This window comes from Hyphomonadaceae bacterium BL14 (assembly GCA_027627705.1).
Classification (GTDB): Bacteria; Pseudomonadota; Alphaproteobacteria; order Caulobacterales; family Maricaulaceae; genus Oceanicaulis.
This window is the reverse complement of the sequence record CP091242.1, coordinates 1,122,822-1,144,569: the sequence shown is the minus strand read 5'-3', so window position 1 is coordinate 1,144,569 and position 21,748 is coordinate 1,122,822. Positions and strand designations below refer to the sequence as shown.

Genomic DNA, 21,748 nt, shown 5'->3' with positions numbered 1-21,748 from the left:
ACCATGCTGGTCGAACCAGGGACCTTGCTGGCGTTCGCAATCGCATCCGCGGCGCTGATCGCCATGCCGGGACCGAATGTGGCTGTGATTACGGCGACGGGCGTGGCGCACGGGCGCGGCGCCGCCTTGACCGTCGTTGCCGGGTCCACGCTGGCGCAAGCGGCGCAGATCGCTCTGGTGACGGCCGGTCTGGCGGCCTTGCTGGCGGCGTTCGGCTGGACGCTCCTTCTGATAAAATGGGCCGGGGTGGCGTATCTGGCGTGGCTGGGTCTGTCAGCGCTTCTGTCGGCGCCCCACACAGGAGAGGTCAAGCCGATCTCATCGGGGCGCCTGTTCGCCACCGGTGCGGCCACCGCGCTCGCCAATCCCAAGACCCTGATCTTCCACGCGGCGTTTCTGCCTCTCTTTGTTGAGCCGGGCCAGCCGGCCGGACCGCAGCTGATTGTGCTGGGCGCCATCTACCTCGTGATCGCGCTGACGCTGGACAGCCTGTACGCCCTGCTGGCGGGATGGATGAAGACCGCACTGTCGCGCTTTGACATCCAGACGCTTGCCCGGCGCGGCTCTGGCGTGCTCATGCTGTTTGCGGCGGGCTGGCTGGCCCTGCGCCGCGCTGAGTGAGGTAAGCTGATGAAATCGCGCACCGCGCTCTATCCCGGCACGTTTGATCCGCTGACCAACGGCCATCTCGACATTATCGGGCGGGCTGTGAAGCTCTATGACAAGCTGGTCATCGGCGTGGCGCGCAATTCGGACAAGAACCCGCTCTTCGGCCTTGATGAACGCGTCGAGATGGCGCGCGAGCTGGCCCTGTCGGTGGCCGGCGACACGGTGATCGAGGTGCGCCCGTTTCAGGGCCTCCTGATGCATTTCGCCGAGGAAGTCGGCGCCAGCGCCATCATTCGCGGGCTGCGCGCGGTGTCTGATTTCGAGTATGAGTTCCAGATGGTCGGCATGAACCAGCGCCTCAATGCGGACATCGAAACGGTGTTCCTGATGGCCGACCCGCGCCACCAGGCCATCGCCTCGCGCCTGGTCAAGGAAATCGCCCGGCTGGGGGGTAATATCGACCCGTTCGTGCCCGAGCTGGTCAAACAGCGCCTGATGGAGAAATTCGCCCGATGACCCGTTTGTTTGCGTCCGCGGCGCTCTGCGCCGTTCTGTTCGCCACCACTGCCTGCGCCGAGAGCGCGGACAACGGCGCTGACGTCTCCTCGGAAGGCTCTGACGTCACCACGCAGGGCGCTGATGGCTCCAGCGAGAGCTCGGATGTCACCGGCGGGACGGACGTCCAGCCGGACGCCGACGGTCCGTCGGTGGCCGAAGCCGGCTCGCCGCAGGCGGTCATCGACGCCGCGCCGGACGCCGCCTGGCGTACGGTGGACCCGGAAAACCTCCTGCGTATCCGCACCCGCACCGGCATGGTCTGGGTCGAGCTGGCGCCGGAATTTGCGCCCGCCCATGTGGCGCGCATTCGCGAGCTCGCGCGCTCAAGCTACTTTGATTTCAAGGTGTTCCACCGCGTCATTGACGGCTTCATGGCCCAGGGCGGCGGCGCGCCGGACAATCCGGGCATCACCTCTCCGCTGCCTCCGCTGCAGGCCGAATTCACCATCCAGCGCGCGCCGGATGAACTGAACATCTCCGAGCTGCAGGAGCGCATCATCAATCCGCGCGAGGACCGTTCGCGCGCCCAGGCCGGTTTCTGGAGCGGCTTCCCCGCCGGCACCCTGCCCGCCGCCCAGGCCTTTATTCGTGAGGACGGTCAAGTAGATAGCTGGCTTTTGCACTGTGACGGTGCCGCCGCCATGGCCCGCACGGCCGATCCCAATTCGGCCAACGCCCAGTTCTATATCGTCCGCGGCCAGGCCGAGCATCTGAACGCCACCTATACGGTCTGGGGCACGGTGCGCGCCGGCATGGACGCGGTGCGCGCCATCCGCGTCGGGACTGTGGGCGAGACGCCGGGCTTCTCGCCCGACTTCATCATGGGCTTCCATATCGCCAGCGATTTGCCCGAGGACGAACGCCCCACAGTGCAGGTGTTCGACACCGACACACCTGATTTTGCTCGCTATCTCGAAGCGCTGGCCGCTTCGAACGGCAATAGCCGCCTGCCGGACATCTGCGAGATTAATGTGCCGGTGCGGGTGATCGAGTAGGCGTTCGGCGCTGTATCTTTGCCGGCCTTTTCGCGGGAATTGACCGGGCACCTGATCAATTTAAGATAGGCGTATGATCTGGCTCGTGCTGATCCTCGCCATGCTTGTGGACCCTGTGGCGGCGCGAAATGTTGCGCCGCGCGACGCCCTGTTGCTGCGCGACTATGGCGCTGTGCGCTTTGACGCGGCCAATGAAGCCGACGGCTGGGAGGCGCTCACCGCGCTCGAGCGCGAGGCGTCATCCTCCATTCCCGAGCGATACCGCGTGGACGGCTTGCGCATTCCTGACGACGCGATCAGCTGCGGCATGCGCGCCGTCCATGCCGGCGCCGCGCTGGCGCGGCAGGCGCCGGATCGCGATACATACGCTCAGGCGCATACGGTGTGGGTGCGCCACTACGCCGACGCGCAGGCGGAGCTCGGCGAGCCGGTTTCGGCTTCCAGCGCCGATCGCAGCAGCTTGATTGCGGACAGGGTCCATCGCGACCAGTTCTGGCGGCGCGGGTTTGCGGCTTCTGCAAATGCGCCGCCCTTTGCCCGGCAGTTTGTCCGCGACATGGGCCTGGCCGCTGCCTGCTATGAGGATGAAGACAATCTCACTCTGCTTGAAGACCTGTGGCGCGGGGACTCCGAGGCGTTCCTGACCGCGATCTATCGCGAGTCCGATACCGGGTGGCTGCTGGTCCAGCACGCGCCGCTGGCGTTTCAGGAAGCGGTTCTGGAGGCCATGTCCCGTGCGGGCTCGCTGGAGGAGTTTGGCGCGCCGGGGGCCTTTCTCGAAGACCGCGTGGCGGTGCGTCAGGGCCGCCCCAAGCGATTTGGCACCCAAGGCCGCTGCAGGGCTGGTGTTTGGACCTCTTCGCCGCTGGCAGACCCGGAGGGCGTGGACGCGCGCCGGGCGAGCCTGGGCCTTGCGCCCATGGCCGATCACGCGGTGCGCATGAGCACACAGTGCTGACACGGCGCACCTCGCACCTGTGAACATGGACACCCCGGTCCATGCAGGCTATCTCCCCGCCAGCAAAACATCCTCGAATGAGCATTGGAGACTGACTTGGCTGACGCACGCACTCTGGTTCTGACCCTCGATAGCGGGGATGTGGTCATCCGCCTGCGCGATGATCTGGCACCCAAGCATGTGGCACGCATCTCCGCGCTGGTGGAGGAGGGGTTCTATGACGGCCTCACCTTTCACCGGGTAATCGACGGCTTCATGGCCCAGGGCGGCTGCCCGCGTGGCAATGGCACCGGCGGCACGGGCGAGAAAATCCCGGCGGAATTCAATGACGCCCCCCATGTGCGCGGCGCGGCCTCCATGGCGCGCACACAGGACCCGAACTCGGGCGATTGCCAGTTCTTCATCTGCCTGGACGATGCGCGCTTCCTCGACCGCCAGTACACGGTCTGGGGCGAAGTGACCTCCGGCATGGAACATGTGGACGCCCTGCCCAAGGGCGAGCCGCCGCGGTCGCCGGGCAAAATCGTGAAGGCGGTGGTACAGTAGGGGGCTTTGCTCGGCGGTTATGCTGGCACCGCACCCCTCACCTTTATCCTCTCCCCTCGAGGAAGGGAGAGGGGGCATTGACGCTGAGGCCTGTTCGGAACTGCTAGTAGCCAGGCTCACAAGATAGAGCGCTACTCCTGAAGCCTCCTCTCCCCCATGGCCATGGGGGAGAGGTAAGGTGAGGGGGCGCGGGACATCATTTCTCTCCTGATTTGCAATCTGGGGAGGGCACAAACTGGCGCTCCATGAAACTCTCCGATTTCGATTTTCATCTGCCTGAAGACCTCATCGCCCTGCGTCCGGCGCGGCCGCGTGACAGCGCGCGCCTGCTGCATGTGCGCGTAGGCGGCGCGCTGGAGGACCGAGGCGTGCTGGATCTGGCGGAGCTCCTGCAGCCGGGCGATCTGATGGTGTTCAACGACACCCGCGTGCTGCCCGCCGCTCTCACGGGCATCCGTCCGGCCCGCGCCCATGGCGGGGGTGGTCCGGCGAGCATCGAGATCAATCTGCATCACCGTGACGCGCCGGATGTCTGGCGCGCCTTTGTGCGCCCCGCCAAGCGCTTGCAGGCTGGTGACAGGCTTGATTTTGACAGCGGGCTAAGCGCGCAGGTGAATGCGAAAGGCGAAGCCGGGGAGGTGACGCTGCGCTTTGACCGGTCGGGTGCCGCGCTCGACGCCGCCATAGACGCCGCCGGCGCGCCGCCTCTGCCGCCTTACATCGCCTCAAAGCGCGCCGCCGATGAAGCCGACCGCAGCGATTACCAGACGCTCTACGCGGCGCGCGACAAGACCGGCTCGGTGGCCGCGCCTACCGCGGGGCTGCATTTCACCGACCGCCTGTTCGCGGCGCTGGATGCGCGCGGTGTGCGCCGGACGCAGGTCACGCTGCATGTGGGTGCGGGCACGTTCCTGCCGGTGAAGACTGAAGACGTGCGCGAGCATCGCATGCATGGCGAATGGTTTGAGGTGAGCCAGGCGGCCGCCTCCGCCATCAATACCGCGAAGGCTGAAGGCGCGCGCATTATCGCGGTGGGCACCACCGCCCTGCGCACGCTTGAAAGCGCGGCCGATCAGGATGGCCGTATCAGCGCAGGATCGCGTGAAACCGACATCTTTATCACGCCCGGCTACCGGTTCAGGCTGGTAGATGGCCTGATGACCAATTTCCACCTGCCCAAATCAACGCTGTTCATGCTGGTGAGCGCGCTGGCGGGCCTGGACGTCATGCAGGCGGCTTACGCCCATGCGATTGCCCAAGGCTACCGCTTCTTTTCCTACGGGGATTCCAGCCTGATCTGGCGCGCAGGCGAGACCGGCTAGGGTCGGCGGCGTTCGCGCTCGCGTTCGTTGTCTTGTTCGTCCTCGTCATCACCGCCCGGCGTCACCAGATTGACCGTGCCTTCGGCCACATCGCCTGCGACGCGCACTGTGCCCACCGCAGCGCCTACGGCGAGATCAGCCGCAGCGACGGCGATACAGCCCGATGTCAGGCAGGGCGCGGCGAGCACGGCGGCGAGGAGTATGATGCGCGGCATGAGGCGGCCCTTGCAGCTTGAATGAAAACGGGCGGCGCAATGTTTGCGCCGCCCGTTATGCTTAACCCAACAGAGTGAAGGCGGACTTACCGGCTGTCGACCAGTACGACTTCAGCTGCATCAAGGGCTTCCACCTCGATGCGGTCCACATCCTTGATGGCGGCACCATCGCGCGGGTTCACGTCCACGCCATTGACGCGCACCCGGCCCTTGGCCGGCGCCAGATAGGCGTGACGGCCCGGCTCCAGCTCATAGACAGCGCGTGCGCCGGGCTGCAGCGTGGCACCCAGCACCCGCGCATCTGCGCGGATGGGCAGGGCGTCATCACCCTTGCGGCCCGAGGCGAGGATCGCGAACTGGCCGTCGCGCGTGTCCTTGGGAAACTCGCGCGCATTCCAGTAGGGCTCGCCGCCGGTGCGGTCGGGCAAGATCCAGATCTGGAAGATGCGGGTGGGCTCGTTTTCCAGATTGAACTCCGAATGGCGGATGCCCGACCCGGCGCTCATCACCTGCACATCGCCCGCGACGGTGCGGCCTTTATTGCCGAGCGAATCCTCATGGCTGATGGCACCGTCGCGCACATAGGTGATGATCTCCATGTCCGCATGGGGGTGGGGCGGGAAGCCTGAACGCGGCGCGATGGCGTCGTCATTCCAGACCCGCAATGCGCCCCAGCTCATGCGGGCCGGGTCGTAATGGGACCCGAAGGAGAAGTGATGGCTGGCTTTCAGCCAGCCATGGTCAGCCTTGCCCAGGCTGTCAAACGGTCTCACGTCAATCATGACGGCCTCCATGTGTCTTGGCGCGCGGGGGCGCGCCTGTCTGAGACACAGATAGGGGTGGAGGCCCGGGCCATTGAGACGACAAGCGGATGCAGTCTTTTGCCGTAGCGGAAAGAGCGTTCAGCCCACCCGCTCTTCCTTGATCAGCGTGCGCTGATACAGCTCGTCCTCGCGGAACCAGTGCCAGGTGCGACCGCGCTTGTTGGAGCAGGCGCTGAGCTGAATCATCTCGTAGAGATATTCGCCCGGCATGTCCTTGCGGCTCCACGTCAGGCACACCGTGCGCGCATCGATCTCCCAGGCGCAGCCCTCAATGCGCTCGGTATCCCACCAGATGCGCCCTTCGGCGTAGGTGGCCGGAAATACATGGGTTTCCTCGCGCCCGTCATCCCAGGTGTAGCGATTGGTCTGATGGTAATCCCACGGACCCTCGTCGGGGAACTGGCAGATCAGGTGGGAGCGATGCGCGTCGATCAGCGCGCCGTCGGCGTCGACATGGGAATACACGCCGCGCCACTCGCCGGCGTGTCGGGCCAGCACCGGCATGCGCCATTTGATCAGTTTCATTGCACGCGTCCTCGGGTCAGAGTTGGGGCTTAAATGGCGCCGCCTGAGTTGACGCCATTAGTCCGGACAAATCATAAGGCGATGTGAGCCCGCGCCCAGCCCTGTTTGAAGGATGAACTGCATGAGCCGCGATCCGGTCTATCTCCAACGTGAGGGATGCACGGCGCATCTGGTCCTGAACCGGCCCGAGAAGCGCAACGCCCTCAACGGCGCCATGTGGGCGGCGATCCCGGGCCTGCTCAGCGAGGCCGCCACCGATGACGGCGTGCGGGTGCTGGTGGTGCGCGGGGCCGGGGGCGCGTTCGCGGCGGGCGCGGATATCTCCGAGTTCGAACAGGTCTACGCCACGCCCGACAGCGCGGCGGCCTATTCACGCTCGATCGCCGAGGCGCTGGACGCGCTGGCGGCATGTCCCAAGCCCACGCTCGCCATGATCGATGGCGCGTGTGTGGGCGGCGGCTGCGGGCTGGCGCTCGCGTGCGATCTGCGCTTCGCGGCGCAGGGGTCGAAATTCGGCATCACGCCGGGCAAGCTGGGGCTCGCCTATACGCTCAATGACACCCGCCGCCTGATCGATGCGGTGGGGGTGAGCGCGGCCAAGGACATCCTGTTCACCGGGCGCATTCTGGAGGCGGACGAGGCGCTGGCCATGGGCCTGATCGACCGGCTGGTGACAAAAGAGGCGCTGGGCGGTGCGGTGGACGGTTTCGTCAGCTCAGTCGCGAAAACCTCGGCGCAGTCGGCCCGGGTGACCAAGCAGATCATCGCGCGCATTCAGGCCGGTCAGGCGAGCGATGACGCGGCCACGCGCCAGCTCTTCCTGGAAGCGTTCCAGAGCGCGGATTTTCAGGAGGGTTACAGCGCCTTCCTGCAAAAGCGCGCGCCGAAATTCACGCTGGAGTGACGCCGCCGGGGCGGCTCACCGGACGAAATAGAGCGCGATCTCCGGCACGAAGGCGATGACGACCAGGGCCAGCAGCATCAGCCCTATGAAGGGCAGCACCGCCTTGGTCACCGTCCAGAAGCTTTCCTTGAACGCGGCCATGGCCACGATCAGGTTGAGGCCGAGCGGCGGGGTCAGATAGCCGATCCCCAGATTGACGATCATGACGATCCCGAAATGCACCGGGTCCACCCCCTGCGCCTCGGCCAGCGGCTGCAGCAGGGGTGCCAGCACCAGCGTGGCCGAGCCCACATCGATCACCATGCCCACGCCCAGCAGCAGCACATTGGCCAGCAGCATGAATTCAGTGCGCCCGGAAATCATCTCGTTGAGCTGCGCCACCAACGCCTGGGGTACGCCCTCGGCGGTGAGGAAGACATTGAGCGCAAAGGCAAACGCCAGCACCGGATAGAGCGAGCCCAGAAGCTTGCCCGATTCCACGGTCACGGCTTTCAGGTCCGCCAGCGACAGGTCGCGGTGCAGCACCACTTCCACGCCGACGGCCAGGATCACCGCGACGGCGGCCGCCTCGGTGACGGTGAAGACGCCGCCATAAATCCCGCCGAGGATCACGATGGGGATCGGGATGGCGAAGATGGAGCGGCCCAGCGCCCGCACGAAGCCGCTGATGCGCCATGCGCCCTCGCGGCGGCGGAAATTGACGATGAAGGCGTAGATCGCGAACACCGCCACCATGACCAGCGCCGGGCCGATGCCGGCCAGGAACAGCTTCGCGATCGAGGTCTGGGTGATGTAGCCGTACAGGATAAGCGGGATGGAAGGCGGGATGATGATGCCCAGAACACCGCCCGAACACAGCATGCCGATGGAGAAGCTTTTCGAATAGCCCGCCTCGGTCAGTGCCTTGTACATGATGCCGCCCACCGCCAGCAGCGTCACCGCCGCCGAGCCGGAGATGGCCGCGAAGCCTGCACACGACAGCACCGCCGCCAGCGCCAGCCCGCCGGGGACTGGCCTTGTGATCTCGCGCATCAGATCAATGATCCGTTCGGCGATACTACCCTTCGACATCACCGCGCCGGCCAGCACAAACAGGGGAATGGCCAGCAGCACCTCCTGGTTCACGGCAAACCAGACATCATAGACGGCGTATTCGGGCCGACCGTCATTGAAGACCGAATAGACGAACAGGGTCGCGCAGCCCAGGAGCACCAGCACCGGCTGGCGCAACACCATCAGGAGGACGATCAGTCCGACCAGCAGCCACATTTCCATCAGCGCGGTTCCCCGTCCGGCAGGTCCACCGCATCGGCGGCCGCGTCCTTGATGTCTTCGATGAACTCGCTCGGCTTCAGGCCCGGATCGAGGGCATAGGCCGCGAAGCGGATGAAGTTGGTGATGAAGGCGGCGGCGATCATCACCTGCAGCGTCCAGATCGGCAGGCGCAGGATTTCGGTCCGGTCGCTCAGGATCACGCTTTCGATGACCATCCACACGGCGAGGCCTGCGAATACCACGAAGAAAGCCGCCGTCACGGCGCTGACCAGGCGGTCGAGGACAGGCTCGAAGGATGCGGGGATGAGGAAATCAAACAGGCGCGGACGCAGATGGGCGCCTGTGTCGGTCGCAACGCCGATGCCGAACATCGCCACGGCGACCATGCCGATCACTGCGATCTCGGTGGCCCCGATCAGGCCGGTGAGAAACACCCGCCGCGAGATCACATCGGCCAGCAGGGCCAGCGCCATCAGCGCAAAGGCGGCGATGGTCAGCCAGCGCTCGGCAGCACCGATGACCGTAAGGAGGCCTCTCATGACTGGTCCTCCGGCTGCGAGCTGCCTGCGGCACGACGGGCGAACTCGGCCTTGCCAGCCATGATCTGGTCAGCGAAGTCGCGCGCCCGTCCGCCAATGGAGTTGACCAGGCGGTCCAGCACGTTGCCGGTCACCGCCTGCCAGGCGGCGCGGTCGCTGATGCTGAGTTCGTGGATATTGATCGGTGCGCTGCTGGTAGTGCGAATCTCGCGCACCACCTGGCCGTCCGGGCCGCGCTGGACACCGTCACGCATCCAGCCGACCACCAGATCATCCAGCACCCGCACGCCTGCGCGCGCCGAGGCGGGGCTGCCCCAGGCTGCATCGATGGTGACACGCTGGCTGTCGCTGGCACCTTCATACCAGGGCTTGTTCAGGATGATCGCGCCGGTGTCGTAGGAATGGCGCGTCAGGGTGAAATGCTCGGCCAGATCCAGCGTCGAGAAGAAGTGGAAGACCGCGCTGGATAGCCCGCCCTGGACCAGGCCGGTCTGAAGGGCCGGGATTACATCGGCAATGCCCAGCGGGATCGCATCCATGCCGGCCGCTTCACAGAAAAAGCGGGCGGCGGCGTTGGGGCTGGTGCGCATGCGCAGGCCCGCCGCCATGTCGGGATGGTTCAGGGGCCGGTTGGCGAACACATGGGTCCAGCCCACTTCCACCCACTGCAAGAGCCGCAGATTCTGCGCGCGCGCCAGGTCGTCGGTGATGTCGAACAGAAATTCGTCATAGACGAAGTCCACCTCGGCCTGGCTGTCGAACAGATATGGTGCCATTGCGATGGTCAGCTCAGGGATCGAGGAGGACAGGCCCTGCAGGCTCATGCCGCCCACATGGGCGCGGCCGCGGCGCAGGTCATGGAGCATACGCTCCTCGTCGCCGAGCTCCGCTTTGGTGAAATACTCGAAATTCAGCGACGGGTTGGCGGCGATGTTGGCTTCGAAATTGGCCCATTGCGCATCCCAGGGGGTGCGGGGCGGGGCCTGGGCAACGGCCCGGCCATAGAGCCGCTCGGGATCACGCCGGTCGCCGCAGGCGGCGATCCAGGGCGCAGCGCCCGCCGCGGCGGCCAAGGCCATGAACTGTCTGCGGCGCATCCCCGCTCCCCCTTCAGACGCCGGGCGCGCTTTTGACTTGCGCATGGCTCCGGCTTCAAATGGTATAACATTTAAATTCGGCCCCGATGGCAAGGCGCGGACTGCGCGCCGCCGCCAGGGAGGCAGCTTGGGGAGCATAGCGATGAAACTAACACGGCGCAGTGCCTTATCTGGACTTTTGGGTGCCGGCGCCGTGGCGCTGGGCGGCTGCGGGCCGCGCGGGGACCGGAGCCGAAAGGACGCCGACGTGATCGTCATTGGTGCCGGGCTGTCAGGCCTGCACGCCGCGCTCTTGCTGGAAGAGGCGGGTTTGAGCGTCATCGTGCTCGAAGCCTCGGGCCGCATTGGCGGGCGGCTGATGACGCTGGATCATCTGCCCGGCGCGCCAGAAGCAGGCGGCCAGCAGGTGGGAGCCACCTATGCCCGCTTCCGCACCCGCGCGCTGGAGGCCGGGCTGGGCTTCGCCGGCTTCCCGCCTAGCCGGTTCGGCGAGGTGCTCAGCGTCAATGGGACCCTGATCCGCGCCAGCGACTGGGCGGCGTCTGATCAGAACGGTCTGCCCGAAGCCTGGCGTGCCATCCCGCCCAGCCGCCTTTTCATGGGCCTGGCCATGCGCGCCAATCCGCTGGAGGACATCTATGCCTGGCGCGATCCGGGTTCTGCCGCCCATGACATCGCGGCGGCCGAATGGCTCGTCAGCCAGGGTGCCAATGACGAGGCGCTACGTCTGATGGATGCCACCCTGAACGGGCGCGATCTGGCGAGCTACTCCATGCTCAATGTCTGGCGGTCGCTGGCCATCTACGAACAGGAGCGTCCGCTGGGCGGGTCGCAGCAAGTGGTCGGCGGTGCCCAGCGCCTGCCTGAAAGCATGGCGGCGCGGCTCAGGCATGAGGTGCGCCTGAACCAGACCGTGCGCGCGATACAGGCGGATGAGGCGGGCGCGCGCGTGCGTCTCAATAATGGCGCGGAGCTGCGCGCGGACTTTGCCGTCTGTACCATCCCATTTTCCGCCCTGCGCAATCTGGATATGGACGCACCGCTGCACCCGGTGACGCGCGAGGCGGTCGAGGAGATGGCCTACACCCCCATCGTGCAGCTGCATCTGGAAGCGCAACAGCCCTGGTGGGAGTCGGACGGACTGGCACCAGACATGTGGACGGACTCCCCTCTCAACCGGATTTTCGCCCAGCGCGATGCCGATGGTGCGCCCACGGGCATGCTCACCGCCTGGATCGACGGCCGCGGCGCGCTGGCGGCAGATGCGCTGGATGACGAGGGCCTGCAGGTGCTGGCGCGCAATACGCTCGCCGCTATCCGCCCGGCGAGCGAAGGCCGGGTGCGACTGGCCCATGTGCAGCGCTGGACAGAGTCCAACCCGCTGGCGGGCGGCGCATACATGCACTGGCGCCCGGGCGAGGCCCACCGCTGGGCTGATGCGCGCCTGGCGCCCGCGGGCCGGCTGCATTTTGCAGGCGAGCACACCGGCGATCTTCACACCGGCATGGAAGCGGCCATGGAATCAGGCGAACGCGCCGCCATCGCGATTCTGGATGAGGCGGGGGTTTGAGGGGGCGGATTTGCCCCTGCGCGTCTCATTAGACAGGTTTGATTGACGTGCAATGGAGGGAGACGCTGTCATGATCACGGTGCTGGCGCTGGCTCTGGCCGCTGGATCGGCCGGGGAGATCGAGACCGAGGGGGAAATTCTGGCGAGTCTCCTTTCCGGGGCCTGGTCCAACACCGCCCAGTACGAAGCGGCGGATGAGAGCCTGAAACGCCCGCCTGCGCCGGGCCATCCCTATGACTGGCTGGATCTGCAGCACGCGCGCTTTGTGCCGGTGGAGACGCCCCACATTCCCGGCGACGCGGTGTATCTGGAATGGCGCTCGGGCGGGCCGGACGGGCCGGTGAGCCGGCAGCGCCTGTGGGTGTTCCACTCCGAAATCCGAGAGCATGACAGCCCGCTCACCGGTATGGATTTCTACGCTTTCCGCAATCCCGAAGCCTTCGAGGGGCGCGCCGGCGGGAGCGATTTCACCGGTCTCACCGTGGATGATCTGATCGATTATCCTGAAGACTGCCGCCTGGCGCCGGTCTTTCGCGAGGGTGGCGTGACTGTGCTGGAAGTCGATGAGAGCGCCTGTGTGATCACGGCGCAATCCGGCCGGCAGATGGGGATCAACGCTCGTATCGAGCTCAGCTTGATGCAGGTCCGCTACAGCGAATCGGGACGCCTCGACGGCGGCGCCTTCGCCTTCAAGGTCCCCGGCGCCGGTGCCTATGAATTTGATCGCCTGCTCGACTAGGGTCCCGCCACCGTGGTGCGGTGCAGAAGCCGGGCATGGCCGGCATAGCCGCCCGTGGCCATGTGCTGGGTGCAGCGATTATCCCACATGAGCAGCATATCCGGCTCCCACACATGGCGGTAGACGACGCGCTCGTCATGGGCGGCCTGATAGAGCTCGATGAGCAGGAAGAAGGCCTCTTCATCGCTCAGGCCCTCAATCGTGCGCACATAGCCGGGATTGACGAACAGGGTCTTGCGCCCTGTTTCAGGGTGGGTTTTCACCACCGGATGCAGGCGCGCGGCGCGGGCGCGCTCGTCGGCGCGGATGGTCATGGACCGGTCCGGCCCGTCCATGGAGCCGTAGACGCCGTCAGGCGCGTAAGCCAGCGCCGCCGAATGCACCGCCTGCAAGCCCTCGATGCGGGCCTTCGTGGCATCGGAAAGCGCGTCATAGGCCGCATAGCCATTGCAGAACAGCGTGTCGCCGCCCGCCGGCGGGATGATTTTGGAATGCAGAATGGTGGCGGCGGGCGGCGTGTCCTGAAAGCTCCAGTCAGAATGCCAGGCCGCGGCGAACACCGACGCCTTTTCATGCGCCTCGCGTTTGACCTCGATGATGCGGGGGCGATCGGGCAGGGGGGCGATGAAAGGATCATCGCCGAATGGCCCGAAATACTGTGTGAAGCGCTCCAGATCGTCATGGCTCATCTTCTGGCCGGGGAAGGCGAGCACCAGATGCTCCAGCCAGGCAGCGCGAATCGCGGCGATGGTCCCAGGGTCAAGCGGCCTGGTCAGGTCGACGCCTGTCACCGATGCGCCCAGCGTGGCACCTGACGGCGTGACTGTAATCGTGCTCATTTATGATCTCCCGCAGCCATTGTCCGGCTGGCCTGCACAGATGCTCGGCCATGGGTGGCGCACGCGTCAAGCTGCCGGTCCGGCGCGCCCCAGCTTGCCGCCTTGTGCGCAGGCGCGCTAAACCGGCTTCCGTGCTCATTTCCTTCAAGCGTGGCTGGCGCAATTCATGTTCAAGAAAATCCTGATCGCCAACCGCGGCGAGATTGCTGTCCGGATCATCAAGACCTGCAAGCGGCTGGGCATACCCACCGTTGCTGTCTATTCGGAAGCCGACGCCGATACGCTGGCCGTGCAGATGGCTGACGAGGCTGTGTTCATCGGCCCGCCCGCGCCGGGCCAGTCCTATCTGGACATGACCAAGATCATTGCCGCCTGCGTTGAGACGGGCACCGATGCGGTGCATCCCGGATTCGGCTTCCTGTCTGAAAACGCCGCCTTTCCGCGCGCGTTGGCAGAGAAGAACATCGCCTGGATCGGGCCGAACCCGGACGCCATCGCGGCGATGGGCGACAAGCTTGAATCCAAAAAGCTCGCGGCCCAGGCCGGCGTCAGCACCGTGCCCGGCTTCAAGGGCGAGATCATGGATGATCAGCAGGCCGTCGAAGTAGCCAACGACATCGGCTATCCGGTGATGATCAAGGCCTCGGCGGGCGGCGGCGGCAAGGGCATGCGCATTGCCCGCTCCGAAGGCGAGGTGCGCGAAGGCTTTCAGGCGGCACGCAACGAGGCCAAATCCTCGTTTGGCGATGACCGCATCCTGATAGAGAAGTTCATCGAGCGCCCGCGCCATATCGAAATCCAGGTCCTTGGCGACAAGCACGGCCATGTCATTCACCTCAACGAGCGCGAATGCTCGGTGCAGCGCCGCAATCAGAAAGTCCTGGAAGAAGCGCCGTCGCCGTTTCTCGACGCGGCGACCCGGCGCAAGATGGGCGAACAGGCGGTCGCCCTGTCCAAGGCCGTCAATTACGACAGCGCGGGCACGGTGGAGTTCATCGTTGCGCCCGACAAGAGCTTCTACTTTCTGGAAATGAACACCCGCCTGCAGGTGGAGCATCCGGTCACCGAGCTCACCCACGATATTGATCTGGTCGAGCAGATGATCCGCGTCGCCGCCGGCGAAGAGCTGGGGTTCACGCAAGCCGACATGCGCATCAAGGGCTGGGCGGTGGAAGCGCGCCTCTATGCCGAGGACCCGTATCGCGGCTTCCTGCCCTCTATCGGTCGGCTCAAGCGGTATATCCAGCCTGTCGAAGGCGAGGCGGGACCGGGCCGCCTGCGCATCGATGCGGGGGTGCGCGAAGGCGATGAAATCTCGCTGTTCTACGATCCGATGATCGCCAAGGTCATCGGCTACGGCAAAACCCGCGAGGCGGCCATCGAGGCGCTGAGCGTGTCGCTGGACCGGCTGCATGTCGAAGGGCTGCAGTCCAATGCGCCATTCCTGTCAGCCGTGCTGGAAGAGCCGGACTTTCGCGCCGGGCGGATCCATACCGGATATATCGAGCAGCACTTCCCTGAAGGTTTCAAAGGGACCGCGCCGCGCGAAGCGCAATTGCGCTGGATGACAGCGGCAGCAGCCTATGTGCACACGGTTTTCACCGAGCGCGCTGCGGGCGTAAGCGGACGCCTGACCCCGCCGCCCGCGCCCGGGCGGGTGCATGAATGGTCCGTGCTGCTCGATGGCCAGCGATTCGATGTGGAGATCACACTGGGTGCCGGCGCGCTGGAAGCGGAGCCCACAACGGCTGAGATCTGGATTCCGGCGCTGAAGGCCGAACGCATGCGCTTGACCACCGCCTGGCTGCCGGGTCAGCCGGTGTTTGACGCGCATCTCGATGACGAGACCTTCGCTGTCTTCCTGGCTGAACTGCTGGAAGGCTATCAGCTGCGCCATCGCGGCTATGCAGCCAAGACGATTGTCTGCGCGCCGCGCGTGGCCGAGCTCTATGCGCGCCTGCCTGAAAAGGAAGCCGCCGACACGGCAAAGCAAGTGCTCAGCCCCATGCCGGGCCTGGTGGTTTCGGTCGCGGTCGCGGCCGGTCAGGACGTGAAGGCTGGCGAGCCGCTGCTGGTGGTCGAAGCCATGAAGATGGAAAACGTCTTGCGCGCGGAACGCGACGGCGTGGTCAAGGCCATTCACGCCACGCCGGGTGCCAGTGTGGCGGCGGATGATCTGCTGGTGGAGTTTGAATAGCGCCACGCCGTTCGTTGACTTAGCGCGCCCGCGCGGGGACTCTGGCAGGAGGAATCATTTCGGGGAGAACGCCGCCATGAACATCACCCACCTTCTGTTCAGCCCGAACGGGCGCATCGGTCAGCAGGAATACTGGATCGGAATCCTCATCCTGCTGGCAGGCAATATCGTCGCCAGCTTCATTCCGATCCTGGGCTTCATCATCTCGCTGGGTCTGATCTGGGTCGGCATCGCGGTATACGGCAAGCGCCTGCATGACGCCGGCAAGAGCGCCTGGCTGCACGCCATTCCGTGGGGCGTCTCGCTGCTGCTGGGCATTATCGGCGGTGTGATGGTGGGCGGCGCGGTGTTCGCGGCGATTTCTGGCAATGGCGACGATGCCGATGTCGCCGCCATCATCGCAGGGGCTGGCGGTGCCAGCCTGTTCTTCCTGCTCAGCTTTCTTGTCTGGGTGGGCTACACGATCTGGGCCGGTGTGATCAAAGGCGATCCGGCCGACAACCGGTTCGGACCCGTTCCGGCCCCGCCGCCGCCCCCAGCGACCCCTGACCAGCCAGCCTAACCCCATCCCGAACGCCTGATCCCGGCACCCGGAGGCTTGCTCCGGGTGCCGGTTTGTCTTGAACCGGGGGCGGGCGCGCCCCATACCCTGTCTCATGCAATCCCGCGAGCGTCGCGGGCGCACTTCGCGCTGAACCCGGTGTCAGACCTGTGATCTCCCGCCTGCCTTTCGCCGCCGCCTTCCTGCCTAACCAGCGCGCTGACGCGGACCAGTACTGGATCGCGCTGGGCCTGATTGCGGCGGTGGACTTTGTGCGGCTGAGCCTTCTGGGCGTGCAGGGTACCATCCTATGGCCGCTCGTCGCCTTCTTTGTGCTCGCCGCGCACATCAACCGCCTGCGCCATGCCGGGCGGCGGGTGGACATGGCGGTGGTCCCGCTGCTGGTCGCCTGGCTGGCCAAGTTTGCTGCTGGGATTCTGGCCATGACTGTGGCGGTCCTGCCGGTCTTCCTCGACATGATGCGCGAGGCCGGCGTGGACCTCGACGATCCCCAGGCCGTCAACGCCGCCGCCTATGATCCGGCCCTGCAGCAGGCCTTGTCCGACAGGTTGTCGAATGACAGCGATCTGGCGCGCCAGATTGCCGACGCCGGAATCTGGCCCTCCACCTGGGCGTTCTGGATCGTGATTGCGCTGTTTGCGCTTTGGTTTGCGAAACTCAAACCGGGGATCAGGCGGGCGCCGCCTCCGGAGTGACCGGCCCGAACACGGTTTCGAACGCCTGTCTGAGCGCCAGGTCGGCGTCGTCCATGGTCACCGGCAAACCCAGATCCACCAGGCTCGTCACGCCATAGCGCGCATCGGCGATGCCGCACGGGGTGATGCCGGTGAAGTGCGACAGGTCCGGCTCCACATTCAGGGCGATGCCGTGAAACGACACCCAGCGGCGCAAGCGGATGCCGATGGCGGCGATCTTGTCCTCGCGCTCGGGGCCACCTGGCTGGGTGCGGTCCACCCATACCCCGACTCGCCCGCAGCGCCGTTCGCCGTTTACGTTGAAAGTGCCCAGCGTATCGATGATCCACTGTTCCAGGCCGCGCACGAACTGGCGTGCATCCCGCCCGCGCTCACGCAAATCCAGCATCACATAGGCCACGCGCTGGCCGGGGCCGTGATAGGTGTATTCGCCGCCGCGCCCGGTGCGATGCACGGCGAATCGCTCGGGATCGCGCAGGTCTTTCGGGTCTGCGCTGGTGCCAGCGGTGTAAATGGGGTCATGTTCAAGCAGCCAGACCAGCTCGCGGGCCTGTCCGCGCGCAATCGCCTCTACGCGCGCCTCCATGGCTGCAACGGCATCAGGGTAGGGCACATGCGCTGCTGAAACTGCCCAGCCAATCGGCATTTTTCGCTGTCCTTGCTCAGGCTCTTAACGGCTCCGAAACCGGTGCGGAACATCGTGACTCCCACGCCGCGAGGCAAGGCCTCGCACCATTTGGGTCCAACCGGTCCGTATCACCATGAGCCAGCTGGGCGAAGTCCAGGTCGAAATCTCCGTATTGCTTGGCAGGTCCCGCCTGCCGATCCATCAATTCCTGCGCATGGGGCGCGGTGCGGTGATTCCGCTCGCCACGGCCGAGCATGACGAGGTGTGGATACTGGCCAACAACCACCCCATCGCGCGCGGTGAGATCGTGATCCAGGGCGATCGTGTCGCTGTGTCGATTACCGGCCCGGCGGACGTTCACGATTATTTCGCAGCCTGACCTGCCGCACGCTGTACACCGGGGGACTTCACAAGCCCCTGCGGTCTTGGTACACGCGCGCTCCGGTTTTGCGGTCGTGGCGGAATTGGTAGACGCGCAGCGTTGAGGTCGCTGTGGGGTAAAACCCGTGGAAGTTCGAGTCTTCTCGACCGCACCAGAACTGGCTCTCTCAAGGAGCCCCTGTATCAAGGCCCGGCGGCAGCGCCGGGCCTTTTTGCATTCGGCCTCTGCAAACGCGCGCGATTGGACGCGCACCGGCCCTTGTTCCGCCGCGATTGGCGCCAGACAATGGTGGCTGGAAACACGGGGCGGCACTGACAGGATTTTTCCATGCTGCGCACAGTCTGCATCATTGCAATCGCAAGTCCGCTGCTGGGGCTCGCCCCGGCGCCCGCTTTGGCGCAGGAGGATGCGCGCCAGTGGAGCGAGCGCGGACAGGTGTCCGCCTACTCCATGCATGGTCCTTGGCGTCCCGGTCCCCGGCTTGAAACGGCGCGCGCCGGCCTTGCCGCTGTCGTTCATGACGGCGTGATTTACGCCGCAGGCGGTGCGGGGCTGGTCGAACCGCGCAATGATTTCGAGGCGCTGGAGCCCGAAGACGGTGCCTGGCGCGCGCGCGCGCCGCTGCCGCTGGGGTTGGAGCGCTTCGGCATGGTTGCCGCGGACGGGCGAATCTGGGTGGCCGGGGGCTACTCGTCTGAGTCCGGCGGCGAACCGATTGCCGAAGTCTGGTCCTATGATCCCGAAAGCGATGTGTGGCAGGGCGAGCCGGCCATGCCGGCAGCCAAGGCTTCCTTCTCGCTGATCGAGACGGACGGAATGCTGTATGCTGTAGGCGGTGAGGACGGCGCGATCGACATGTATGTGTTCGATCTGGCCGCGCGCGAATGGACCACCCTTGCCGCACCGCAGGACACCGGCCGGCGCGGGGCGGCGGTGGTGCGCATCAATCACGAAATCTGGCTGGTGGGCGGTTCTCGCGATGGCGAAACCAGCGCGCGTGTCGACATTTATGATCTCGACACGGCCCAATGGCGGCGCGGCCCGGACCTGCCCCAGCCGCGTGCCGGCCATGCCATGACGGCGCTGGACGGGGCCATCCACATTCTGGGCGGGCGCAGTTCTGACATGCGCCAGACCCTGCGCGATCATCTGGTGCTGGAAGCCGGCGCATCGGGCTGGCGTCAGGGTGTGGCGCTGCCGGCGACGCGCACCGAGGCGGCAGCAGTCGCACTGGGCGGCGAGATATGGCTGATCGGCGGCGGTGCCGGAGCGGGCTTCTTTGCGCCGTTCACAGCGGTAGACTCTGTTGACGTTCTGGACCGTCCTGCCCGCTGACGGCCTCGGGCTTGCAATACCGGCACGGCCTGAGCACTGCCGTTTCGGAACGGGACAGCGATGAAACCGCGTTTGAAATCCACCCGCGCTGCGCGCGACCTGATCAAGACCCATGAACCCTTTCTGGGCGAGGCGCAGCGGCGTGGGCGCCGCTGGCTCGTCGGGTACGGTCACAGCGCCGCCGCGAAAGAGGGTGTGTCCCTCACCCGCGAGAACGCCGAGCTGTTGCTGATCTATGACGTGCTGCTGGCCGAACAGGCCGTCGAGACGGCGGCGGGCGACGATCTGCCCGCGCCCATGCGCGACGCGCTTGTCTCGTTTGCGGCGTCGGTGGGTGCCAATGCCTTCAAGGTGTCTGACGTGGCGCGTCTGACCCGCGCGGGCAAGCATCGCGAAGCCGCTGCGGCGCTGGAGACCTGGGTGCGCGCCGAAGAAGCCGGGCGCCTGGTGGTGTCCGAGCGCCTGGTGCGCCGGCGTGCGGCCGAGAAAGCGCTTTTCCTGACGGCCCTGGAGGCACCTGCCGAGGCTGCCGCTCCTGAAGCGGTGCCGGAGCCGGCCGCGCAGACCCCGCCTGAGCCCGCGCCGCGCCTTGGCCCCCTGGTCGAGGTGGATATCGCATTTGAAGACTGGTCTGAACCTGCCGCCGGCGCGCAAGGCGCTGCTGCCGGTGAGGAGCCCGCCGCCGAGCCGGCACCGTATGCCGAGGCCTCAGCGCAGCCTGGGCCGGACGCCGTTGCTGAAACGGATGCCGAGCCCGCGCCAGAACCAGAGTCAGAACCCGAATCCGAACCGGAGCCCGAGCTGCAGCCGGCCTCGCAGGCCGCGCGCACCGAGCAGGACGGGGCTGTGCAGGCCGTACTCGCCCGCATGGCAGCGTCGATGGCCGGTGACGCGGCGCGATCCGTGGCACCCGTTGAGTCCGGGCAGGACCCGGAGCCGGCCGGTGAGCCCGAGCCGGCGACGGACACCGTGCCTGAACCCGAACCCGAACCCGAGCCTGAAAATGCCGCTGCACTGCACGCATCGGACACGCCCGTCAGTGACAGCCCGGTCCTGGGCTACAGCTTCCTGACGCCGGCAATCATCACCGCGCCGATGCCGCAGTCGGCACCGGCACCTGAGCCGGTCCACCAGCCAGCACCCGAACCCGCCCTGATGGAGACGCAAGCCTCCGCGCCGGACCTGCGCGCCGATCCAGTCCCGCCCCACCCGGGTGAAGCGCCTGCCCGCGCGGCGGGTCTGTCGGGCGAGGTCGATGGCCCGGAACGCCCCGAGGGCGAGCTTTCCGAAACTGTCCACGAAGACGATTCAGCCTTGGACCCCGCCCATGTGGCTGGCCGTGAGGCGATGGTGCACCCGGGGGACGAGGCGACACCCGATCAGCCGCAAAGCGCCGGCATCAATCTCTTCATTGCCAATCTGGGCATCGGCTTGCTGATGACCGGGCTGGGCGCGTCGCTGCTGGTCGCCAATTTCGAAACATACATGGCCGAAGGCATCGGTAATGACTGGGCTGCACCGGGCCTGATCGCGGCGGGGGTCCTGATGGCGGTCGCGTCGGGCATCACGCTGGTCGGACGGCTGAAGGAACGGCGCACCAAGCGCGCCTAGCCCGACCGGCTACGCCTCACCTTTCCTCTGGCACGGCCCTCGCGCCAAGGCGCTGGACCGAAACTGCGCTTGGCGCCAAAGTCAGTCCCGGGAAGGGGCGTGCATGGCAGATGAGGCGGTAACCGAAGGCCGGCGGACGCTGGGGGTGATCGATGGCGCGCTGACGCAGCTGTCGCTGGGTCTCATATTGATCCTCCCGACACTGGTGGCGGTCCTCCTTCATCCGCGCCTGCTGACGCCGCAACTTGACGCTATCGAGAATGAGGGCCGCCGCGGCTTCTTGCTGGCCCCCGGGCCGTTCCTGGTGCTCGGCCTGTTTGCAGGACTGATCGCAATCTCCCTTGCCGTGCCTCAAGCTGGAGGTGCCGTCGTCGCCATAGGGGAAGGCGTGCGCACCGCCGCAGGGGAAGGCCAGTTCTGGCGGGCTGCCTCGGTCGCCGTCCCGCTGTTTCTCGGTGCTCTCGCCTTTGGCATGATGTTGTTCGCTTCGGCTCAGGTTTGGCGGCTTGAGAGGCGCTCCCTGACGGCAAGTGTTCGGGGCGCGCAGTACGGGCTGTTCGGATTTCTGGTGGTGATCAGCGTTGCCGAACCGGCCTCGACGCTAGCCGGGCCGGGCGGCGATAACGGGGTGTTCGAACCGGTGGTGCTGGCCGCTATCGTGATCTGGATGAGCTATTTTTTATGTACGGGCGATGTCCGGCCCTGAAGACGCGGCCTGGCGGCGCCTTGGCGCGGCGCTGAGCGCAGCCGCCGGGATCGCCGCCATGATGGGCGCAGTGGTCTATGCCTGAGTGCTGCTGCGCCGCCGCTTGACCGGGTGCCC

General features: G+C 66.1%; 24 protein-coding genes and 1 tRNA gene. 17 read left to right on the top strand and 8 right to left on the bottom strand.

The window, feature by feature from the left end; genetic code table 11:
- The first annotated feature begins 3 nt into the window (after positions 1–3).
- From L2D00_05455 to queA, 6 genes are all read left to right on the top strand, one after another.
- A complete protein-coding gene (locus L2D00_05455; protein ID WBQ14132.1) occupies positions 4–621 on the top strand; it encodes a LysE family translocator in 618 nt (205 codons plus the stop codon).
- 9 nt (positions 622–630) lie between these two features.
- Positions 631–1,125 carry a pantetheine-phosphate adenylyltransferase gene (gene coaD, locus L2D00_05450; protein WBQ14131.1) on the top strand — a complete coding sequence of 165 codons (495 nt, stop codon included), beginning with the start codon at positions 631–633 and terminating at the stop codon, positions 1,123–1,125.
- The gene (locus L2D00_05445; protein WBQ14130.1) at positions 1,122–2,162 is read left to right on the top strand and encodes a peptidylprolyl isomerase; all 1,041 of its coding nucleotides are present in this window, start codon (positions 1,122–1,124) and stop codon (positions 2,160–2,162) included. The genes coaD and L2D00_05445 overlap by 4 nt, the downstream gene beginning before the upstream one ends.
- Before the next feature lie 73 nt (positions 2,163–2,235).
- The gene (locus L2D00_05440) at positions 2,236–3,120 is read left to right on the top strand and encodes a hypothetical protein (protein ID WBQ14129.1); all 885 of its coding nucleotides are present in this window, start codon (positions 2,236–2,238) and stop codon (positions 3,118–3,120) included.
- Between the two features lie 96 nt (positions 3,121–3,216).
- Entirely contained in the window at positions 3,217–3,666 is a 450-nt protein-coding gene (locus L2D00_05435) for a peptidylprolyl isomerase (protein ID WBQ14128.1), read from the top strand.
- A gap of 245 nt (positions 3,667–3,911) precedes the next feature.
- Positions 3,912–4,988, top strand: coding sequence for a tRNA preQ1(34) S-adenosylmethionine ribosyltransferase-isomerase QueA (gene queA, locus L2D00_05430; GenBank protein ID WBQ14127.1), 1,077 nt, complete (start codon positions 3,912–3,914; stop codon positions 4,986–4,988).
- Here queA and L2D00_05425 read toward each other — a convergent pair.
- The 3 genes from L2D00_05425 to L2D00_05415 form a co-directional block, all read right to left on the bottom strand.
- Entirely contained in the window at positions 4,985–5,203 is a 219-nt protein-coding gene (locus L2D00_05425) for a hypothetical protein (protein WBQ14126.1), read from the bottom strand. The two genes, queA and L2D00_05425, sit on opposite strands and share 4 nt — an antisense overlap.
- An 86-nt stretch (positions 5,204–5,289) precedes the next feature.
- Positions 5,290–5,985, bottom strand: a complete 696-nt coding sequence (locus tag L2D00_05420) for a pirin family protein (protein WBQ14125.1) — start codon at positions 5,983–5,985, stop codon at positions 5,290–5,292.
- A gap of 120 nt (positions 5,986–6,105) precedes the next feature.
- Positions 6,106–6,552 (bottom strand): DUF3598 domain-containing protein, encoded by a 447-nt coding sequence (locus L2D00_05415; GenBank protein WBQ14124.1) that lies wholly within the window; start codon positions 6,550–6,552, stop codon positions 6,106–6,108.
- A 121-nt stretch (positions 6,553–6,673) separates the two neighbouring features.
- On the opposite strand from L2D00_05415, the gene L2D00_05410 reads away from it, so the two are divergent.
- Positions 6,674–7,456: an enoyl-CoA hydratase-related protein gene (locus L2D00_05410; GenBank protein ID WBQ14123.1), complete on the top strand. Its 783-nt coding sequence runs from the start codon at positions 6,674–6,676 to the stop codon at positions 7,454–7,456.
- A gap of 15 nt (positions 7,457–7,471) precedes the next feature.
- Here L2D00_05410 and L2D00_05405 read toward each other — a convergent pair whose 3' ends face one another.
- The 3 genes from L2D00_05405 to dctP are packed head-to-tail and all read right to left on the bottom strand — an operon-like array spanning position 7,472 to position 10,349.
- The gene (locus L2D00_05405; protein WBQ14122.1) at positions 7,472–8,731 is read right to left on the bottom strand and encodes a TRAP transporter large permease; all 1,260 of its coding nucleotides are present in this window, start codon (positions 8,729–8,731) and stop codon (positions 7,472–7,474) included.
- The gene (locus tag L2D00_05400; protein ID WBQ14121.1) at positions 8,731–9,270 is read right to left on the bottom strand and encodes a TRAP transporter small permease; all 540 of its coding nucleotides are present in this window, start codon (positions 9,268–9,270) and stop codon (positions 8,731–8,733) included. Before L2D00_05400 ends, L2D00_05405 begins: the two co-directional genes overlap by 1 nt.
- Positions 9,267–10,349, bottom strand: a complete 1,083-nt coding sequence (gene dctP / locus L2D00_05395; GenBank protein ID WBQ14120.1) for a TRAP transporter substrate-binding protein DctP — start codon at positions 10,347–10,349, stop codon at positions 9,267–9,269. Before dctP ends, L2D00_05400 begins: the two co-directional genes overlap by 4 nt.
- 265 nt (positions 10,350–10,614) lie before the next feature.
- Between dctP and L2D00_05390 the strand changes: the two genes are divergently transcribed.
- Together L2D00_05390 and L2D00_05385 are read left to right on the top strand one after the other, a co-directional pair.
- Complete coding sequence (locus L2D00_05390) at positions 10,615–11,937, top strand: FAD-dependent oxidoreductase (protein WBQ14119.1); 1,323 nt, start codon at positions 10,615–10,617, stop codon at positions 11,935–11,937.
- Between the two features lie 70 nt (positions 11,938–12,007).
- Positions 12,008–12,676, top strand: a complete 669-nt coding sequence (locus L2D00_05385) for a hypothetical protein (protein WBQ14118.1) — start codon at positions 12,008–12,010, stop codon at positions 12,674–12,676.
- On the opposite strand, the gene L2D00_05380 is transcribed toward L2D00_05385, so the two are convergent.
- Complete coding sequence (locus L2D00_05380) at positions 12,673–13,515, bottom strand: TauD/TfdA family dioxygenase (protein WBQ14117.1); 843 nt, start codon at positions 13,513–13,515, stop codon at positions 12,673–12,675. The genes L2D00_05385 and L2D00_05380 overlap by 4 nt on opposite strands.
- A 166-nt stretch (positions 13,516–13,681) precedes the next feature.
- On the opposite strand from L2D00_05380, the gene L2D00_05375 reads away from it, so the two are divergent.
- From L2D00_05375 to L2D00_05365, 3 genes are all read left to right on the top strand, one after another.
- Positions 13,682–15,712 (top strand): acetyl/propionyl/methylcrotonyl-CoA carboxylase subunit alpha, encoded by a 2,031-nt coding sequence (locus tag L2D00_05375; protein ID WBQ14116.1) that lies wholly within the window; start codon positions 13,682–13,684, stop codon positions 15,710–15,712.
- Positions 15,713–15,788: 76 nt separating this feature from the next.
- On the top strand, positions 15,789–16,274 hold the full coding sequence (locus L2D00_05370) for a DUF805 domain-containing protein (GenBank protein ID WBQ14115.1): 486 nt from the start codon (positions 15,789–15,791) through the stop codon (positions 16,272–16,274).
- Between the two features lie 149 nt (positions 16,275–16,423).
- Positions 16,424–16,969, top strand: a complete 546-nt coding sequence (locus tag L2D00_05365; GenBank protein ID WBQ14114.1) for a hypothetical protein — start codon at positions 16,424–16,426, stop codon at positions 16,967–16,969.
- Here the strand turns inward: L2D00_05365 and lipB are convergent.
- Positions 16,944–17,615: a lipoyl(octanoyl) transferase LipB gene (lipB, locus tag L2D00_05360; protein ID WBQ14113.1), complete on the bottom strand. Its 672-nt coding sequence runs from the start codon at positions 17,613–17,615 to the stop codon at positions 16,944–16,946. The genes L2D00_05365 and lipB overlap by 26 nt on opposite strands.
- A gap of 115 nt (positions 17,616–17,730) precedes the next feature.
- Between lipB and fliN the strand changes: the two genes are divergently transcribed.
- The 5 genes from fliN to L2D00_05335 all read left to right on the top strand — a co-directional run bounded on the left by fliN (position 17,731) and on the right by L2D00_05335 (position 21,631).
- The gene (gene fliN, locus L2D00_05355) at positions 17,731–17,976 is read left to right on the top strand and encodes a flagellar motor switch protein FliN (GenBank protein ID WBQ14112.1); all 246 of its coding nucleotides are present in this window, start codon (positions 17,731–17,733) and stop codon (positions 17,974–17,976) included.
- 70 nt (positions 17,977–18,046) lie between these two features.
- Positions 18,047–18,133, top strand: a tRNA-Leu gene (locus L2D00_05350).
- A gap of 173 nt (positions 18,134–18,306) precedes the next feature.
- The gene (locus L2D00_05345; protein WBQ14111.1) at positions 18,307–19,314 is read left to right on the top strand and encodes a hypothetical protein; all 1,008 of its coding nucleotides are present in this window, start codon (positions 18,307–18,309) and stop codon (positions 19,312–19,314) included.
- Between the two features lie 60 nt (positions 19,315–19,374).
- Positions 19,375–20,925, top strand: a complete 1,551-nt coding sequence (locus tag L2D00_05340; GenBank protein WBQ14110.1) for a glycoside hydrolase family protein — start codon at positions 19,375–19,377, stop codon at positions 20,923–20,925.
- 103 nt (positions 20,926–21,028) lie between these two features.
- Positions 21,029–21,631: a hypothetical protein gene (locus L2D00_05335; protein ID WBQ14109.1), complete on the top strand. Its 603-nt coding sequence runs from the start codon at positions 21,029–21,031 to the stop codon at positions 21,629–21,631.
- The last annotated feature ends 117 nt before the right edge of the window (positions 21,632–21,748 follow it).

Bases quoted from the DNA above. Each gene is read 5' to 3' on its own strand.
- L2D00_05335 (WBQ14109.1), top strand. From the start codon at position 21,029: ATGGCAGATGAGGCGGTAACCGAAGGCCGGCGGACGCTGGGGGTGATC.
- L2D00_05445 (WBQ14130.1), top strand. From the start codon at position 1,122: ATGACCCGTTTGTTTGCGTCCGCGGCGCTCTGCGCCGTTCTGTTCGCC.
- fliN (WBQ14112.1), top strand. From the start codon at position 17,731: ATGAGCCAGCTGGGCGAAGTCCAGGTCGAAATCTCCGTATTGCTTGGC.
- queA (WBQ14127.1), top strand. From the start codon at position 3,912: ATGAAACTCTCCGATTTCGATTTTCATCTGCCTGAAGACCTCATCGCC.
- coaD (WBQ14131.1), top strand. From the start codon at position 631: ATGAAATCGCGCACCGCGCTCTATCCCGGCACGTTTGATCCGCTGACC.
- L2D00_05385 (WBQ14118.1), top strand. From the start codon at position 12,008: ATGATCACGGTGCTGGCGCTGGCTCTGGCCGCTGGATCGGCCGGGGAG.
- L2D00_05405 (WBQ14122.1), bottom strand. From the start codon at position 8,731: ATGGAAATGTGGCTGCTGGTCGGACTGATCGTCCTCCTGATGGTGTTG.
- L2D00_05425 (WBQ14126.1), bottom strand. From the start codon at position 5,203: ATGCCGCGCATCATACTCCTCGCCGCCGTGCTCGCCGCGCCCTGCCTG.
- L2D00_05380 (WBQ14117.1), bottom strand. From the start codon at position 13,515: ATGAGCACGATTACAGTCACGCCGTCAGGTGCCACGCTGGGCGCATCG.
- L2D00_05345 (WBQ14111.1), top strand. From the start codon at position 18,307: ATGCTGCGCACAGTCTGCATCATTGCAATCGCAAGTCCGCTGCTGGGG.
- L2D00_05400 (WBQ14121.1), bottom strand. From the start codon at position 9,270: ATGAGAGGCCTCCTTACGGTCATCGGTGCTGCCGAGCGCTGGCTGACC.
- dctP (WBQ14120.1), bottom strand. From the start codon at position 10,349: ATGGCCTTGGCCGCCGCGGCGGGCGCTGCGCCCTGGATCGCCGCCTGC.
- L2D00_05370 (WBQ14115.1), top strand. From the start codon at position 15,789: ATGAACATCACCCACCTTCTGTTCAGCCCGAACGGGCGCATCGGTCAG.
- L2D00_05410 (WBQ14123.1), top strand. From the start codon at position 6,674: ATGAGCCGCGATCCGGTCTATCTCCAACGTGAGGGATGCACGGCGCAT.
- L2D00_05420 (WBQ14125.1), bottom strand. From the start codon at position 5,985: ATGATTGACGTGAGACCGTTTGACAGCCTGGGCAAGGCTGACCATGGC.
- L2D00_05455 (WBQ14132.1), top strand. From the start codon at position 4: ATGCTGGTCGAACCAGGGACCTTGCTGGCGTTCGCAATCGCATCCGCG.
- L2D00_05415 (WBQ14124.1), bottom strand. From the start codon at position 6,552: ATGAAACTGATCAAATGGCGCATGCCGGTGCTGGCCCGACACGCCGGC.
- L2D00_05375 (WBQ14116.1), top strand. From the start codon at position 13,682: ATGTTCAAGAAAATCCTGATCGCCAACCGCGGCGAGATTGCTGTCCGG.
- L2D00_05440 (WBQ14129.1), top strand. From the start codon at position 2,236: ATGATCTGGCTCGTGCTGATCCTCGCCATGCTTGTGGACCCTGTGGCG.
- lipB (WBQ14113.1), bottom strand. From the start codon at position 17,615: ATGCCGATTGGCTGGGCAGTTTCAGCAGCGCATGTGCCCTACCCTGAT.
- L2D00_05340 (WBQ14110.1), top strand. From the start codon at position 19,375: ATGAAACCGCGTTTGAAATCCACCCGCGCTGCGCGCGACCTGATCAAG.